General features: G+C 49.4%; 11 protein-coding genes. All 11 read right to left on the bottom strand.

Going from position 1 to position 17,649, the window contains the following annotated elements; genetic code table 11:
* Nucleotides 1–98 precede the first annotated feature (98 nt).
* Nucleotides 99–1,004 carry a metallophosphoesterase family protein gene (locus ACFQ2I_RS16725; protein ID WP_377566214.1) on the bottom strand — a complete coding sequence of 302 codons (906 nt, stop codon included), beginning with the start codon at nt 1,002–1,004 and terminating at the stop codon, nt 99–101.
* A 692-nt stretch (nt 1,005–1,696) separates the two neighbouring features.
* On the bottom strand, nt 1,697–2,395 hold the full coding sequence (gene sigK, locus ACFQ2I_RS16720) for an RNA polymerase sporulation sigma factor SigK (RefSeq protein WP_377566212.1): 699 nt from the start codon (nt 2,393–2,395) through the stop codon (nt 1,697–1,699).
* Nucleotides 2,396–2,551: 156 nt separating this feature from the next.
* The gene (locus tag ACFQ2I_RS16715) at nt 2,552–4,135 is read right to left on the bottom strand and encodes a glycoside hydrolase family 3 protein (RefSeq protein WP_377566210.1); all 1,584 of its coding nucleotides are present in this window, start codon (nt 4,133–4,135) and stop codon (nt 2,552–2,554) included.
* A gap of 25 nt (nt 4,136–4,160) precedes the next feature.
* Complete coding sequence (locus tag ACFQ2I_RS16710; RefSeq protein WP_377566208.1) at nt 4,161–5,831, bottom strand: response regulator; 1,671 nt, start codon at nt 5,829–5,831, stop codon at nt 4,161–4,163.
* Nucleotides 5,828–7,666 (bottom strand): sensor histidine kinase, encoded by a 1,839-nt coding sequence (locus tag ACFQ2I_RS16705; RefSeq protein WP_377566206.1) that lies wholly within the window; start codon nt 7,664–7,666, stop codon nt 5,828–5,830. The genes ACFQ2I_RS16710 and ACFQ2I_RS16705 overlap by 4 nt, the downstream gene beginning before the upstream one ends.
* 48 nt (nt 7,667–7,714) lie before the next feature.
* Entirely contained in the window at nt 7,715–8,599 is an 885-nt protein-coding gene (locus ACFQ2I_RS16700; protein WP_377566204.1) for a carbohydrate ABC transporter permease, read from the bottom strand.
* A gap of 12 nt (nt 8,600–8,611) precedes the next feature.
* Nucleotides 8,612–9,508 (bottom strand): ABC transporter permease, encoded by an 897-nt coding sequence (locus tag ACFQ2I_RS16695; RefSeq protein ID WP_377566202.1) that lies wholly within the window; start codon nt 9,506–9,508, stop codon nt 8,612–8,614.
* Between the two features lie 75 nt (nt 9,509–9,583).
* A complete protein-coding gene (locus ACFQ2I_RS16690) occupies nt 9,584–11,260 on the bottom strand; it encodes an extracellular solute-binding protein (protein WP_377566200.1) in 1,677 nt (558 codons plus the stop codon).
* 128 nt (nt 11,261–11,388) lie between these two features.
* The gene (locus ACFQ2I_RS16685; RefSeq protein ID WP_377566198.1) at nt 11,389–13,626 is read right to left on the bottom strand and encodes a glycoside hydrolase family 2 protein; all 2,238 of its coding nucleotides are present in this window, start codon (nt 13,624–13,626) and stop codon (nt 11,389–11,391) included.
* Between the two features lie 86 nt (nt 13,627–13,712).
* Nucleotides 13,713–16,175, bottom strand: coding sequence for a hypothetical protein (locus ACFQ2I_RS16680; RefSeq protein WP_377566196.1), 2,463 nt, complete (start codon nt 16,173–16,175; stop codon nt 13,713–13,715).
* 13 nt (nt 16,176–16,188) lie between these two features.
* Nucleotides 16,189–17,631: an L-arabinose isomerase family protein gene (locus ACFQ2I_RS16675; RefSeq protein ID WP_377566194.1), complete on the bottom strand. Its 1,443-nt coding sequence runs from the start codon at nt 17,629–17,631 to the stop codon at nt 16,189–16,191.
* Between the last annotated feature and the right edge of the window lie 18 nt (nt 17,632–17,649).

Raw genomic sequence — 17,649 nt, 5'->3', positions numbered from 1 at the left:
TTCGGCTTATTGGCCGCCCCAGCTCTTAATGACCTGGTGGCCGGTTTATTCAAGCATAGATTCTCACAATTACCAGTTAATCTCGTGAACTGCATAAGTCATGTATCATAGTACTCTCTTAAATAAATATCTGCTTCACTCGTATTCATATTTACATGTGTAATAGCATATCCATTAAACAAGCGATTTTCAAAAAGCGAGCCGCAACGATACATAATTGTTTTAAATTGTTCAGTGACAATCATTTGTTGATTTTGTACATGCAAGTGCCCATTAAATACCATATTAAAGTTAACAAATAAGATGTCCTTAATTGCCTCTCTATCAAATTCCTTAAGCCAGTCTAAAGGATGGTGAAACATAGCAATTTTAAGATGGCAATCAGCTAAATCACGAGCAGCAAGATCAATTTGCCTTACTCCAATCAGCAATTGATTAATGTCCGAAGAACCGCCGTATGCTCCCCAAGATGAGTTAAGGCAAGCGATTCCAATTTTATATTCCCCTATTTTTATAATATATGTAGAAAATAAAGGATTTGAACGTACAGTATAAGGACTTTTTCCTGGATACAGCCCCTCTACAAATTCATTGTAATCTTCCAAGCGCCTTAAAAGTAATTTATTATCAACACTTCCAATATTATCGATAAATTTATTTAGTCTATCTCTATCATTAAATTTACTAGTGATATCTAAATCAATAAATTCAGAAATTTTTAAACGATTAATATCATGATTACCTGGTACAATAAAAAACTCATTATATGAAAGTCCTGTAACTCTAAGTAATGGATTAATAAATTCATTCACCGCAAGTTCAAACTCTTTATCACCAGTTAAACCTTGTGAACCGTTATTTATAAGATCACCATTGAACAAAATAAAATCAATTTTGCAATTTTGCTTCTCTATATCTTCAAAAAGAGCATTTAAGACAATTCTAATGTCCTCTATCTTTTTAGATTGAATATGTAGATCAGACAAGTTCAAAAAGGTAACCAAATTCGTCAACTCCTTCAAAAATCTGTGAATGGGGTGTAAGAATGAGTATTTATAAATTGGTGCAGAGAATAAAAAAAGAGGCTAGGTCCGAAAAAGATCTTAAGAAAATCCTAAAGAAAATTGATAAAACTATCACAAAAAAACTAAAAGACTAATTGTGTCTACCATTTCGCTTGCCGGATAGGGGGGGGACTTGACGACATGACTCTCAAATCCGTTCGCCGTCTTGTAGATCGAGAGACCTACCTTTAAGTCATATCTACAGAAACTGAACGACCGTCTTAGAATGTAGTATCTTTCTCTTCAATTCAATCACTTTTACCTATCCCCTTTTTTATCTACTTAACATTCTATTATTTTTTAACCAAAAAATCTGTCGTATTATGTCGTTTATGATTTAATTTTTGTAATACCTACTTAATACTAGTCAGGGAAAAGGAGTGAAACCTGCTGGAATTGCTCGAATTTCTGAAAGAAGAAATAACCAGTTTCGCAAATAAGCAATGGGATCCATGCCAATGTCCTCACCAATTGGAAAATGGTAGCGGCCCAATCGAGGTATTCGGATAGACCCGACTATAAATTTTTACTCCTTCTTTCACAAAAATGAAAAACAAAGTGAATCCCCACCGCGAAGATGCTAAGCCATCTTGCGATAGGGATCCAATTACATAATCCATATAAGTTTAAAGCTACTTCTTTTCCTTATAAAACTCATGATACAGCTTCATGAGCGCCCGCTTCTCAATCCGGCTCACATAACTCCGACTGATCCCCAGTTCCTTCGCAATCTCCCGCTGGGTCCGCTCCTCTCCGCCATGTACAAGACCGAACCGGCCCACGACAACTTCCTTCTCGCGATCATCCAGTATATCGAGGTTGCGATATATTTTACTCTTCTCAATTTTCAGCTGCACCTTTTCCGGCACTTCGTCGGAATCAGTCCCCAGTATATCGATCAGGGTAATTTCGTTCCCCTCTTTATCCGTCCCGATGGGATCGTGCAAGGACACGTCCTTGCGCGTTTTCTTCAAGGAACGCAGATGCATAAGTATTTCGTTCTCGATACAACGAGCTGCGAAGGTCGCAAGCTTCGTGCCTTTGCCCGTCTGAAAGCTTTCAATCGCCTTGATGAGTCCGATCGTGCCGATGCTGATCAAGTCCTCAAGATCTTCTCCGGTATTATCGAATTTTTTGACGATATGAGCCACGAGACGCAAATTATGTTCAATCAGAATATTGCGTGATTGCGCATTTCCTTCCGCCATGAGCGCCAGATGCTTTGTTTCCTCATCTTCCTTCAGCGGCTGCGGGAACGCATTGTTTTTCACATACGAGACAAGCAGGGCAAGCTGTTTAATGAACAACGCAATGGCCGCAAATATCCCCATACACTGTACACCCCCATGCTAATATGGCGAGAGGCCGTCAGGCAAAAAGCCTCAGCACGCAATATGATCAGTTGTACATTGTATGTAGGCAATGGCCCATATGTGCATGTACGGAGCGTTGAATCTTTAGCTACAGTCAACTATTGTGACAGTCTGTCAGTCATGCGCATGCAAAGTGCGATTTAGCTCTCGCTTTCCGAACAGACCTTCCATCAGGTATTCCACTGTACAGCCGATATCTCCATACGTATTCACAATCGTATCAATCGATATCTCGTATTCCTTGTGAACAAACGGATGAAAGTGCGAGACGAAGATTATCGGCGTCCCGAGCTTCGTCCATCCGCCCATCATATTTCGCGCCACTTCATCATGCAACCGCACGACGTTAAGTCCATAGCTCAGTCTACTGCCGATGGAGCACACGACAAGATCAAATGAACGGTCAACCATCGCTTGGTACAACCGGTCAGGCCCGGGATCGATCCATTGCGTTACTTGACCGGAATACTTCCCTAGCTCTGTCTTGATCCTATTATACAGCTCCTCGTATTGCTCGTGGTTGTTCATAATCGCAACGTGCAATACGCGCGTATCATGCTTGATCGGGTAAGGAATCAGGTTCGCCCGGTCCCTAGCAACAGTGATACTTCTTGCGACAACCTCCCGTGCTGTTGTCGCATGGCGGTCTATATCCGGCTCATCCCGCTTCTGCGGTTCCCCGTTCATCAGACCTAACTGAAGCTTGAGCGAGACTACCCTCGTCGCTCGATCACGCAGCGTCTCCATGGAGAGCATCCCCGTCTTCAGCCGTTGATGCATCTCGCGGTAGAAGACGTCGTCCATCCTTGGGAAGAGCAGGATATCACAACCATTCTCCAGCGCTATGGCGCAGGCGTCGAAGTAATTCCGATAACCAACAAGCCCGCCCATCTCTACCGCATCAGTGACGATAAGACCGCCGAAGCCCATCTCCTTGCGCAGCAGATCTACAAGCAGCCGCTTCGAGAGGGTAGCGGGCGGATACGCACCGGTAGCCTCATCGATTTCGTCGAAGGAAGGCAATGAGATGTGACCTGGCATTACAACCATTGCTCCGTCATCGATTAGCTTTTGGAACACCTTGCCTGGGCCTTCGCGCCATGCTCTGCGTTCAAGCGGATTTACCGGCGTCGTCAAATGCTGATCATAGGAGCCGTAACCGTCGCCTGGAAAATGTTTGATCGTTGCCATCATGCCGTGCTCCTGCAACCCTCTCATATATGCAGAGACGATTGTTGCAGCATGCTCCGGGACAATACCTGCGCTTCGCATACTCACAACGGGGCTGTCCGGATCATAGGCCAGATCTGCTACAGGGGAAAACGTCCAATTGTAACCGAGCTCGCCGGCCTCCTTCGCCGCGATTGCGCCTACTTCATACACGAGTTCCTCCGAGTTAGCTTGTCCTAAAGCCATCATGTAAGGAAACTTGGTCGCGCCAAGCACCATATTGCCAGCTCCGCACTCCAGATCGCTTACGATAAAAGGTGGGATACTACATTTGGATCGGAACCGGGCGATCTGCTCCAGCAGCTCTTCGCGCTTGGTTGGATGGAAAAACATAGCTCCGAATGTGTCGTCTCTGTCGGCGCCAACCCTTCCAAAAGTGGGACAGCATACTTGGTTCAGCAGCTCCCTTGGCGACAGGTCAGCCACCAGATCAACAGCTGCTTGTGAATGTTGAATCAGAAATCTCATGCATGTAACCCCCTTTCATTGTTCATTACAACGACTCCATTCCCTTGCTGCTTTCCCGATATTCTTGCGGCGTCATACCCGTTTTTTTACGAAACAGTCTCGTAAAATAGGGTGCGGATTCGAAGCCTACCTCCGACGCAATATCTTGAATTTTTATATCTGTTTGTTTCAGCAGTAACTTCCCTCTTTGAATTCTCATTTCATTAATGTATTCAAGCAGTCCCTGACCAGTAATTTGCTTATACATGCGAGAGAGATAAGGAGGGCTCAAATAAACGATTTCGGCAAGCTTCGTCAGGGAAAGCTCTTCGTGTAAATATTGATGAATATAGCTGTGCACACGGCCGATAATGTCGTGGCTTCGTTCCTTCTGCTGATTCGCGTTATGCTCTGCTAGCCGCTCGCCAAGCTCTCCAAAAAAGGACAACATCGCTTCCAGTCCGGCATGCTGATTCGGATCGTAAATATGTTCGATAGGCACATCGCCCTTCAGATCGCCGATCAGCTTCCTTTTGTTCAAATACGTCAGGAAAAAGGCCGAAAGATGCGAGAATAACTCCAATCCCAGCCATTTGCCTTCCTCGCTTGCGAACAAATCACCGCTTACCTGGAACAAGTCCCCATACAGCGCCGAAAGCTCGTCCTTCCTTCCGTTATCCATGGATGATTCCAATAAATCAAGCTTGTGAATATTCGAACGAAGCCTACCGATTTCCAGCATCAGATCGCTGGATTGTTTCGATTCGTTGAACTCATGTCCGATTGATTCCTTCACAAGCGCTTCTTCTCCTGATACCATACAGAAGGTAAGCTGCAGCTTTAAATGCTCGAGCAGTTCACCCGCATGCTCCCAACTAACGGACCGCAACGACACGGCCAACGAGAGAGGAATCTTCAGAATGCTTTTACAAGCGCTCTGTATTCGTTCGGTACTGGCGTCCAGCGCTTTTCTTGCAGCCTCAATGGATTCTCCCCGCTTTGGCTGCAGCAACCAAACCGTGCGTGAACGGTCGTATTGAAATGATATGTAACGCACGTCCGTACGAAAGTATTCTTCGGCGATATTATGAATCGAATAAAAGAGCAACACGCGGTCGGCAGGGGCCGCGAATGATCCCCAGGCGTCGATTCGGCCAATCATAGCAAAAACTTGCTGCTCGGGATCCAAATCGATGTCGAGCTCTTTAAATCGCTTTCCGCGAGCATCCGGGCTGTCAACGTCGCCTTGCAGGAAATCGATTAAATAATCGCGGCGCAGCGATGGCAATGCCAGATGAACTTGCTGCCGCGCACGCTGTAATATTTGCTTGTCATTCAGCTCTGTTTCGATATCTGCGACCGACTTTTCAAGCGCATGCAGAATCGCTGCGTCTCCTTCCGTCTTTAGCACATAATCGACACCGCCCTTGCGCATCGCGGATTGCACATAGTCGAAGTCATTATAGCCTGTCAAGAAGATAACCCTGCATCTTGGACACTTCTCAAGTATGGTGTCCGCCAGCTCTATTCCGTTCATACCGGGCATACGAATATCCGTTAACAGAATGTCGACCTTGCCCGAGCCCAGCTTCGCAAGCGCATCCTTCCCGGAATAAGCCTTGATAATATCGAACGGCAAGGAGAGCGTATCGTTAAGCGCTTCGACTAAATAATTGACAGCTAGCGGTTCATCATCCACAATCAGCAGCTTCATCATGACGGTTCTCCTCCCGTATGCATGGTGTGCTGTATATCCTCCGCAGAGTTTTCGGGCAATGGTATCATGACGGCGACCGACAATCCCCTGTCACCGTTTTCCAGCCGTATGCCTGCCACAGCCCCATACTTCAGTCTTAATCTGCGATGCACGTTCATCATACCCGTTACTTCACTTTCGTGGCATTCGCTAGCGAATTTTTTTCGCCATTGCTCCAGCGTTTCAGGCGCCATCCCTATGCCGTTGTCTGTAATAAGAACGACCGCGACCGATTCAGTCTCTTTCCCACGTTCATATCGGTATCCGATTCGAAGCAAGTTATTATCCGTATCGCCGCTAAACCCATACTGATAGGCATTTTCAACGATGGGTTGAAGGATAAGCCTTGGTACCTGGAGCCGGCTCATCGCTTCCGGCATTTCCTCAATATTCACCCTAATTCGATCTCCGAACCGAATGGACTGGATTTCGATATATGATTTAATATGACGAATCTCATCCTCCAGAAGCACCTCTTCTTTTGCATTCCTCGTAATGTATTGATAATAATCCCCCAAAAACCGGGTGAACCGCGTCGCATTCTCAATATCGTAAGCCTTGGTCATCCGATAAATCAGGTAGAAGCTATTGTAGAGAAAGTGAGGATTTATCTGCGACTGCAGTTGCTTAAGCTCGGATTGCTGGAGCCGGATTTTCTGTTCGTATACCTCATAGATTAGCTTGTTCAGGTGGGAGACCATAAAGTTGAATTTCTCATATAGATACTGAAATTCGTCATTGCTCTCATGCCGGATCTCGACCTGCATGATGCCCGCCTCAACCTTGCGGAACGCTCCGACCAGCTTGCGAAGCGGCCGATGAATGATGCGATAGATCCAGTAAGCAAATACAGGAATGACAATAAAAGCAGCAATCAGCACGGCCCACAGCGATGTCCGGTAGCTATCAAGCGGTCCCATCACTTCATTCTCAGGCACGTACACGATCAAATGGAGATTGAGATAGGGGGAATAACGATGCGTAATTAGGTAATCTCCACTCTCACGAGCAATCATATCCAACTGTGCCGCTCCGAATTCGGCTAACCCTGTTCCATCCTCATCAAACCAACGAAACACTTCCTGATCCAGCTTCTCCTTAATTCCCTCGAAGGACTTGGCATGCTTCCCGCTAACGATGACCGTATCGTCATTTATCAGCGCTGCGCCGCCATAATTATAACCGGGGAGTTGTTCGAGAAAACGATACAGCTCGGAAATAGAAATTTCGAGTTCAAGAATGAAGTTAGGGTTTCGAACCTTTAAATGATATGGACTTGGGTAAAATTCTCGAATGAACAGTCGGTCATTCTGATGAACAAAGGGATGGGCCGAACGAAGTGAGCTTTCCTTCACATCGTCGAGCGCAGCTTGATCCAGCTCCTGTATATCGCCGTCTGAAGAGACGATTCGATTAATGGATGGAATATAGGCTGTTGCTGTGGAAATATAAGCGCTGGACTCCTTGATCATCCTTAATCTGGCCTGCAGCCGCTTCACCGCGGACAGCTGCTCGTACAGCGACATCCGCTGTACCATCAAGGATAAAGAATCCAAATCCTCATCATTCATGAATTCACGCTGAAGATCGGTCATCCGGTCAATTTCCGTCTCCAAAGACAGCAAGTAAAACTGAACCTGCTGCCGTAAGGAATTAGAAATTTCTTTCTCCACGATGCCCGCCCCTCTCTCGCTGATGGTAGCGCCCAGAACGAGTAAAGGCGCCATTACGATGAGAAAGGCAAGAACCAGCTTGCCGAAAATCGTAAATCGTTTTCCTTTCATGAAACGGTGCATGCCCTGCGCTCCTTTTGGCGAAGTAGTAGCCTTTTTCTTCTAAATATGCTACTCCTTCACGCTGCCCAGTACAATCCCTTTCGTAAAATGGCGCTGCAGGAACGGATACACCATTAGCACCGGGATCGAACCGACAAAGAGCTGAGCCGCTCGCGCGGTCCGGTCTGAGACCATCTGAAGCACCTCCATGTCAGTAGAGCTGCTTATAATGGATTGAATGCCAACTACGACTGTATAGAGGTAGCTCTGCAGTGGGTAATTATCCGGTGAATTCATGTAAAGAATACCGTCGAACCAGGAATTCCAATGCATCACAATCGAAAAAAGCGTAACAGTTGCAATAGATGCGGCCGACAACGGGACGAATATTCCCCACATAATGCGCCAATGCCCGGCGCCGTCGATCAATGCGGCTTCCTCCAGCTCCTTCGGTAAATTCCGGAAGAAGTTAAGCAGGATGACAATATTGAACACCGGCACCGCAGTATGGAGTACAAGCACCCAGATTGTATCCAGAAGCCCCAGAAATCGCATCGTCATATACATCGGAATGATACCGCCGCTGAACAACATAGTAAAGACAAAAATCCATACGTAGATCGTTCTGCCGGAAAGCGCTTTGGCATCCTTCGACAGCGGGTAGGCAACCAGTATTGTAATGATCATATTTATTGACACGCCGAGCAGAACCCGGATTATCGTGATGCCCATCGCCTTCATAAAAGCGGATTCCGTCAGAACGAATTCATACGACTTGGTCGTGAAATCAACAGGCCATAAAAAGACTTCGCCAGCCGTTGCCGCTGCATTGGAACTGAAGGAAACAGCGAAAAGGTGCGCCAGAGGCATCACGCACAGGAGAGCCAAGGCAGTAAGAAAGCCATAATTAAGCACTTGAAATATACGGTAGGACGGCGACTTATGTCCGCTCATGTGGACTCCTCCTTAAAAAATGCGATAGTTGGCAAATCGGTAAGCCAGGAAATAAGAAACCGATATGAGCAGCAGCGACACAACCGATTTAAGCAAGCCAACCGCAGTGGCCAGTCCATACCGCGCCTCTTCCAGACCGGTTCGGTAGACGAACGTATCTATAATGTCGCCGCTTTCGTAAACGGCTGGTCCATACAAATTAAAGACTTGCTCGAAGCCGGCGTTTAAAATACTGCCGATACTGAGCGTCGCCATCAGAACGATGATCGGCAGCATACCCGGCAGGGAGATATGCAGTGTTTGCTTCCACCTGTTGGCTCCGTCAACCAAAGCTGCCTCATACAAAGAAGGGTTAATACCGGCAAGCGCAGCCAAGTAAACGATCGTGCTGAACCCGAATTCCTTCCACTCGTTGGATATGACCAATGTATAGGGAAACCAATCGTTGCTTCCGAGGAAGAAGATATTATCGAAGCCCAGCCATTCAATAAACTGGTTCACGACGCCTCGGCTTGGGGACAGGATATCAATAAGAATGCCGCTCAGAATGACCCACGAGAGGAAATAGGGCAGATAGATTAGCGTCTGTATCATCCGCTTGTATGCTTCTTTTCGAATCTCGTTTAATAATAAGGCAATGGTTACGGGTACGATGATGCCGGCAATGATTTTCATAGATGCGATATACACGGTATTCCACAAAATCTGTGAAAAATTCGGCAGCTGCATCATATAGCGAAAATGCTCGAGCCCAACCCAATCAGAGCCGAATATACCTTTGATCGGCACAAATTTCTGGAAGGCAATTACGACCCCCGCCATCGGAATATAGCTGAAGATCAAGATTGCGGCCAACCCCGGAATCAGCATCAGGTGTAACGGTATTTGCATCCGCCATTTTTTAATCATAGCAGTCTCCTCCGGTGCGAAAATAAGGAGAAGGCGGCCAGCCGCCTTCTCGCAGCAATTGCGGTATAGTTACGCTCACTCGTTCACTTCAGCTGTAATCTGGTCTCCGCCAAGCTTTTTCCATTCGTCTACAAATGTATCGAAATCAGAGATCGATGCTTCGCCCATAATAATTTTCGTAAACGTTTCGTCCTGGAACTTCTTCAAGGAAGCCATCTTCTCGGACATGGTCGGCGTTGCCGCTCCCTGGAATGCGTTATACAGACCTAGTTTATTGTTGTCATAATAGTCGATGACGCTATAAGAGCCTTCCGCGCCGAATACGATCGTTGCGAACCACATCTCCATATCGCCTTCCGCATATTTTTTCAGACGATCGTAATGAACGTTTGCAGGAAAGCCGAGGTGACTGCCGTCCTGTTTGGCAAGCGCGTCCTGCACTTGACGGAACGCATCCAAATTCACATTGAGCGGATCGATCTGAACAGGATGATATTTACCGGGGAAGATACCCTCGTCCCTTGAGATGAAAGGATTTGGTTCCGGTGCGTAGCTCGTCAAGTAATAGTGCTCCAAATAAATATTCGCCAGCTGAATCATGGCTTCCGGATGGTTGGCGCCTTTCTTCACGACATAAAAATTGTTGGCCGTGTCGCTGAGCTGTGGGTTCACGGGGCTCCCGTCAACTGATACGATAGGATATACCTTCCATTCCGCGTCCGGATTATTATTCTTGTTCGTCTTCTGGATGAAGCCTCCATGTGACACATTGCCATAGGCAAGCCCCAACCGGTCGGCTGCCACGTCTTCGGCAAGTTTATTCCAATCCTTAACGGTAAACTCACGATCGATTACGCCATCCTTATAGAGCAGACTCAGCTTCTCGAGTGCCGCCTTCATCTCCGGCTGAATCGAGCCGTATACCAGCTTGCCGCTGTCGTCCTTCAACCACATATCGGGGTACGCATTGAATCCGTTGAAGAAGCCTTTCACCGTACCGTGCTGCAGGAACAGATCCTTATTGAGTCCCAAGCCGTACGTGTCGTCCTTGCCGTTTTGATCTGGATCATCCTTTACAAAAGCGGTAGCAATCTTAATAATGTCATCAATCGTTTTTGGCTCCGGCAGATTCAAGTTGTTGAGCCAATCCGCGCGAACGTAGATCATCTCTGCTGTACTGACGCCGCCGTTCACCTGCATTTGCGGTATACCCATCAGCTTGCCTTCATAGGTGGCGGCATTGAGAGCCGTGCCGTTATCCTGATTGAGCATTTCCTTCAAGTAATCGCTTCCGTATTGCTCCAGCAGTTGTGTCAAATCCTCGAGCTGACCTTCCTCGGATAGGCGCAGCAGTTCCTCCTTGTTGACGGACATAAAATCCGGAATATCGCCCGAGGCAATGGAAATATTCAGCTTCTGACGGTATTGCGACTCGTCCACAACCCACATATTTTTGACGTTTATGCCGTACTGTTCTTTGAAAATATCCGTCCAAATATTATGATCGATGGATTTCCCTTCATCATACTTAAAGGCTTGATTGACAGCCCGAACCGTTGTCACTTCGATCGGCGGGTCGTATTTGCCAAGCGGGCCGGTCACTGCTGAAGCTTGACCGTCATTCTGTTCCGTCGGCTCGCCGGATGGCGGAGCATTGGTTCCCCCGCTATTTGAGTTCGAGCATGCGCTGAACGTAAGTGCCGCTGCCAGAAGGAGACTGGCTGCGGTTAAAGCTCTCTTTTTCTGTTTCATGTTTTCCCCTCGATTCATCTTGTTTTGTTCTTTGCCTCTTCATTATAGATGCAGGTGTAAGCGCTCCGATACAAGACGTTTTTGCGTTTCTTGCCTGTTTTTATTGCATTGCCTGACGCATATATTCGTCACGTACTGAAATTAAGCGCGCTGCTGACGGAAGTTGCCGGGCGACCGCCGGCTCTGTACAGAAGCGTATAGGACGAGCTCAGTTCCTCCCTCCCGGGAACGATCAGTTCAAGCGTCATTCTCTCCGCGTCCGCTGCAGGAAGCAAGTATCTGGCCGTCGGCCCCCTGCGGTTCGCATTAGGTCGTATTTCATCGTAATCCCACGCCAGAAGCAGCACCTTTTCTTCCGATCCAATCGTTAAGCAGGCTTCAACCCGCCCCCCCTGCGCCTCAACCGGCGCATCGTTCAGCACCCACAGCTCCGGCTCGAACCATTCCCCTTCATTCCACACGAACTTCGGAATGCGCGCGCTCGCCAAAAGGGGTCTGCATGATGCCTGGACTGCATAGTAAGCTGGTTTAGGCTTATCGGGCCACATGACGATGCTGTTATTAGCCGCCGTCGGCCACGGCTCATTGTAGCACCAATTCAGCGCCATAGAGCATCTCGGCTTCTGTCGCCGGGCTTCCTCGTAAATGCACTTGTAGCCCTCCGACTGCAGCAGCTGGCCGTATTCCACAACTTGCTCCAGCGTCTCGTACGGACCGAAATAATAGTCCAATTGGTCCTGCATCAGCCACATCTCCGGAGATAACGCATGGAACGCATGATGATCCTCCCAGGCTGTGCCCGGTCTAGGCGGAAACAGTTCCTCCTCTGGAATGAAGGTTTTCAACTGCTCGATTGAAGCCGGAGATGGTACGCCGAATTCCGTATATGCGGTGTTGCTTGCTCTCGGCATCGCCTCCATCACATCTTCACCCGTCCGGTAACGGAACATATAATGACCGTGTCCCATTCCTTCAATGGGTGATGTCGAAAGAAAAGGCGTCTGTGGGTCCATCTCGTAACAGATCGAATTCAGCAGCCTGAGAGGAAGCGACTGATCGGTCATCTTCGACCAGGCGTTAAATAATTCGTTGCCCCCGCACCACATTACGACGGAAGCATGCTTCCGCAGCCGGGTAACAATCGAACGCGCCTCCTGACTGAGCACGCGAAGATATTCCGGCGTGTCCGGGTACAAGTTGCAGGCAAGAGGAAATTCCTGCCACACCATGATTCCCATTGCGTCGCAATGCTCAAAGAAGGATTCCTTGTTCACGATCCCTCCTCCCCAAATTCGCAGCATGTTCATATTAGCCGACTTCGCCAGCGCCAGCAGACTTCTGTAATAGGCTGAAGTAATTGTTCCCGGAAAGATCGAAGGATTCACCCAATTGGTTCCTTTACAAAAGATCGCCCTCCCGTTTATTTCCATCGTAATCGGAGGAAGACTTCTGCTCTTCGGGAACTGGGAAGGCTCCTTCCAGCCTCCCTCATGGACAATTAGCTTCGCTCTGCGAAATCCAATTTTTTGAGGATGGACTACAGAGTGCCCGCTCCCATCCCAATAAACCTCGGATGTATATAGCGGCTGCTCTCCATGATCGTGCGGCCACCATAAACGCACGTTTTCGATTGAAGCCTCGGTACGAACGGTCTTCCCCATAATAGAAACCGTTTTTTCGAACATAACGACGCCCTCAGGGTCAGATAGCCTCCATACCAGCTCGCCTGGTGCGCAATTATCCGCGTTCAGGCGTACATTCAGAGACAGAGTCGCCGCGTCAAGCCGATCGGTTAACTCGTATCGGACCTCCGCAGATACGATATGCTCGGCCGCCCGTACCTCGAGATAGGTCTCATCCCATATGCCAAGCGGAATTAATCGGGGATGCCAGTCCCATCCATAGCTGACCGCCGGCTTGCAGGAATGCGCCGCCTGTGATCTCCCCGTCGCTCCTGCAAGCTTCGGCGCCGGTTCAATAATAATTTCTAATGCAATCCCGTCACGCTTCCCTGCATGCTCCGACAAGTCCACCTCGACCGGGGTGAACATCCCCTCCTGCGACCACACGATACTGCCGCCCACTCGGACGTGGAAGCTGTAATCGATGCCTTTGGAGACAAAGATCAGTCTTTCGCCTTCCTTTATGACAGGTACGGGGATTCGAGCCCGGTACGTCCAATATTTATCTTCCATCCATTCGTATTGTCGCCAATTATTGCCATAGGTATGGTCTTCCCATTGTTCCGCGCGCGCCCAGTCCAACTGGACGGCGCCTGGCACTGAAGCGCTCACCCACCGTTCGGGAGCTTCCTGCACACCATTGCTCCATCCGACTTCCCATCGGAGCTCCTTTTTGCTTGTCATGCTCGAACCTCCTCCCAGAATAGAATATTGTCATGGCACCTCATATCTATAGCACCTTCCGACACTTCCCGTGCGCTAATTGGCTGTCACCAGGTTACACTGACCGTACCGCTAACCGATCGAGCAATGATCTTATTGCCTTGCCGCTCGCATGGAATTAAATCTCCGTCCGGATGCTCGACTCGAAGCTCGACAAGACCAGCCTCAAGCGCCGCAAAAGGAGGGTAGAGCGTCAAGGCGGCATCTATGAGTCCGCTAATCGCAAGCTGGCGAACCGATTGTTTCGTCCGGGTCGGTATCGCGCTTAATTCCCTGCACCATACTTGCGACTTGCACTCCTGTAGAACGAAGACGCGGCATTCGTCATGAAACGTACGGTCCAAAGCATAAGTTGCATGACCCGTCCCGACGACCGTTGTTTGTCCGGTAATGACCGGTTCGCCGTCCGGAAAGCGCAAGCGGAACGACACCGACGTATCCTTCTTGCAACCGACAAAGAAAAACGCGTTGTCATGTCGCTTTATGAACATAAGCGCCGAAGCAGAGCTCTGCTCGAATTTATTCTGAGCGATCGTATAACCGAATTGTTGCAGCACGACGCGGACGGCTCCAGCTGCATCGGCCCATTCCGCAGCTTGACGGACCGGCAGATGCGTAACGCCGGACGGTTCGAATGGAAGCGAGCCCCGCACCCAGCCGACACGGCCTCCGTTCCATTCCGGCAGTGAGCGACTGAGCGCGAATATCCGGCTCTGCCCGTCTTGCCGCACTTCGCCTATGATCGTGCCGTTATCGTTCGGAGCCTCTGCCAATGTCTCTGCGAAGCCGCCGTCTGCGATCATTCCATAGTGGCGCAGCTTGCGCGCCTGCGTCTCCTCAAGTTCCAGCATGTCAGCTTCGCCAGACAGCTTGTATGCGAATTCGCCCTCAAGCGGCTCCGCTATTCGAAGCCCGAGCAACTCAAGCAGACATTCGTCGCGAGCCGCACCGTATAGCAGAACGTTGCCGCCCTCCTTTACGTAACTTGCGATGGCCTTTGCCTTGTCCCCTTCCAGCCAGCAAGTCGAGACGAGCAGGATCGTATCTTTCAGCTTGCTACGAGCCTCTGCGCTCATCGAGAAATAGACATCGGTTCCGATAACCGTATTGAGCGGCAGTCCCTCGTTAATCGCATTGCGCACGAACCAGTCATGGAAGAACGCGGCGCCGGAATTCTCATTCGACGCCTCCACCGCTTCATGAAGCTCGCAGAACGGATACAGCCAGGTCAGAATGCCGGGACCGTCAGGACGGTCGGCTAGCGCCCGCTTGAAATGCGGCACAATCTCCGCTGGTCCCTCTTCGTTCAATTCTCCATATTCCGTATCGATCGTTAGAATCTCGATAATGCCCGGACTTTCCGCCTCCCCGTTCTCGTTCAACCTGGCGACGGACAGCGGGCAATAAATATCATGCGGCTCTCTGTCGTACAGGTCAAACCAAGGGTTTTGCCAAAACCACGGGTCGTTCGGATAGAAGCGGTACGGATAGGTATCGCCCGGAAGCTCTGCGATACGAGACATATAGCCGGTCATCTCCAGTCCGAAGTCGAAGTTCAGCGCGCCCCATGGCGAATTCGGCGCAGGGTACTCCAGATACTTTTTGTCATAGAGCGCTAGCATCGGGATATAATCCTTGGCCAGATCCATACCCGTCCCATAGTTGGTTCCTCTGATCTCCACGCGATAATCCGGACATTCCCGCTTGAACAAATCCCAGAACGACATGACATTTGCAGACAGTTCGGCTTGATCGGCCAGCGGCATGCTCGTTCCGTCGTAGTTGGCGCCGAGATAAGTCCAGGGGAAATACGATAAAGCAAAGCCGTTCGAAAACCATATATAATCGAACCCGAGCTCAGGCAGAAAGCTTGCGCATTGCTTGCCAAGGAACTCGCCAAACGGTGTTCCTTCCGGGATACCGCTAGGGTAAGCAGCATAGGAAGACGTGTCCTGCTTAAGTTTGGACCAGGTACAGACGACGGTGTAGTCAGCCTTTAGCGCAATGAACCGCCCGCCCAGCTCGGCACGATTCATCTCCGGATGCTTTTTGTATTTAAAATCCGAATAAGCGAACTCCGGTCCGGCATCGAACGTGGCGCCGACCTCCAGTTGTACATCGAACCGCTCGCGAGCGATTCGCTTGAACGATGCGACAATGCGCTTTAAGTCAGCGTAGGTCATATCCACGGGGGCATCCGTATACGTCCGGGCAATGCGGGGATTGTCCTTATCCTTAATATGGCTGAAATACTCTTCATTGGCGAAGCCGATATACTTCGCCCATTCAAAAGAAGTCTCCAGCCTTCCGTTCCATGTCAAAATCTCGCTACCGTCGGATATCCACAGCAGCATTGAGGCGGATTCCGCCATTGCAATCAGCGACTTCCACTGAAGGAGCGCTTCCGTGCACACTTCGTCTATTGCCTGCTGTTCAAGGCTTCTGAAAGGCTTTAAGCTCATCTCCAGCGTAGCCCGCTTCAACATTTTCTTCCCATTCACGCTGCTCATTTCCGAAGCCTCCTTATACGATTTCCAGTTCAATGCCCATTATTTTGGCGACGTTTTTGATTTTTGCATTCACATGGCCAACGCCAAGTGCAAAATGGTGGGTTGGTCCCGCCGAGCACCATCTCTCGATAAATTCGGCTACGGAGCAGTTGAAGCTGCAGCGCGTATTCGTATTTCCGGTTTGCGGAATTTCACCCGGTATCGATTCGCCTTCCGACGCGATCATCTTGTAGCGGCCGTCGGCCGTCTGCGAGATGCCGAGCAGCGTGACGGGACCCGTCTTAATACTGAACTCGACGCCGATCCCCGATCCTGATTTTCCGTGAAACAAATCCAGACCCCGGATGATCGGCCGGCCGTTCGCAATCTTAATATTATGCGGACCGTCATGCCCGACGAGCACAACATTGTCTACAAAATCGCAAGGATGAAGCTCGGCGAACGATCCCCCCGCATCCAGCCGGTCCATTATCAACATCGCAGCGCAAGTCTTCAGATCGGCTTCTCCCGCAAGCGGAATTCCCTTGCCGGTCAGCAACGAATTGCCTAGAACCATGTTCGAACCGATCCGTTCGTATTCATTGTTATCCAGACCCCTGTAATAGTAAGCCAGCCCTGTCAATCCGAACTCCGACACCAGCTTGTCGAGACCGACCGCAACCTTGGCAGACCATTCCAGATCCTCTCGCTTGATCGGCCTCGTCACGGGGTCGATGAACGGATCGGCGATCGTGAAGACGCTTTGAATTTCCTCGATTTTCTCCTTCACTTCACGCTCCGGTACATCATTCACTAATTTCGCCAAATCGCACATCTCCAGCATTTGTATATGGGAACCGAAAGCAGCGGTGAATGCAGTCGGGTCCGAGTTCATATCGTACATGCCTTCGTACGTATGTCCCAGGTAACCGATCTTCGCCTGCTTGAACGCTTTGCGCGCGTTCGCGACCTGACACCAGGACTTCAATTCAGCAGCAGCCCGCTGATCATTATGAAGCGTGCCGACGATCATGCCGGCTGCCGGCTTGCCAGCCCGAACGAGAACACCCCCAATCTCCGGAAGAGAACAAATATTATCGTTCGCGAGCTGCATATAGGTCGTCGTGTTCCGGTAATCCAATCGCTCAAGCGGCTGTAACGCGACCAGCACCGTTGGCACGTTCAGGTTAAGAATGGCGGTCGCCGCCGAAGAGGACGTGACATATGTGCTCAAATAACAAAACAGAAAATCCACGTCCTGTGCCTTCAAGAAAGAAGCGGCCTCAAACGATTTGTCGATATTATCGACGAAACCTCCGTACACAACTTCGACATCGTTTTCTTTAAGCATCGCCTCGAACTCCCGACCGTTCCCTTCCAGCTCCTCCTTCAAGCCTGCGAATTGCCCCCAATACGGCTCGTGACCGACCGTAATAACCCCGACTCGCGCTTTTTTCCTGATGACTGTCAAACTCATCGCAGATTCCACCTTTTT

This window comes from Paenibacillus chungangensis, assembly GCF_042675905.1.
Classification (GTDB): Bacteria; Bacillota; Bacilli; order Paenibacillales; family Paenibacillaceae; genus Pristimantibacillus; species Pristimantibacillus chungangensis.
This window is presented reverse-complemented; position numbering and strand designations above follow the sequence as displayed.

Coding starts and splice junctions, on each gene's coding strand:
- sigK (WP_377566212.1), bottom strand. CDS start 2,395: ATGGGGATATTTGCGGCCATTGCGTTGTTCATTAAACAGCTTGCCCTG.
- ACFQ2I_RS16715 (WP_377566210.1), bottom strand. CDS start 4,135: ATGAGATTTCTGATTCAACATTCACAAGCAGCTGTTGATCTGGTGGCT.
- ACFQ2I_RS16710 (WP_377566208.1), bottom strand. CDS start 5,831: ATGATGAAGCTGCTGATTGTGGATGATGAACCGCTAGCTGTCAATTAT.
- ACFQ2I_RS16705 (WP_377566206.1), bottom strand. CDS start 7,666: ATGCACCGTTTCATGAAAGGAAAACGATTTACGATTTTCGGCAAGCTG.
- ACFQ2I_RS16700 (WP_377566204.1), bottom strand. CDS start 8,599: ATGAGCGGACATAAGTCGCCGTCCTACCGTATATTTCAAGTGCTTAAT.
- ACFQ2I_RS16695 (WP_377566202.1), bottom strand. CDS start 9,508: ATGATTAAAAAATGGCGGATGCAAATACCGTTACACCTGATGCTGATT.
- ACFQ2I_RS16690 (WP_377566200.1), bottom strand. CDS start 11,260: ATGAAACAGAAAAAGAGAGCTTTAACCGCAGCCAGTCTCCTTCTGGCA.
- ACFQ2I_RS16685 (WP_377566198.1), bottom strand. CDS start 13,626: ATGACAAGCAAAAAGGAGCTCCGATGGGAAGTCGGATGGAGCAATGGT.
- ACFQ2I_RS16680 (WP_377566196.1), bottom strand. CDS start 16,175: ATGAGCAGCGTGAATGGGAAGAAAATGTTGAAGCGGGCTACGCTGGAG.
- ACFQ2I_RS16675 (WP_377566194.1), bottom strand. CDS start 17,631: ATGAGTTTGACAGTCATCAGGAAAAAAGCGCGAGTCGGGGTTATTACG.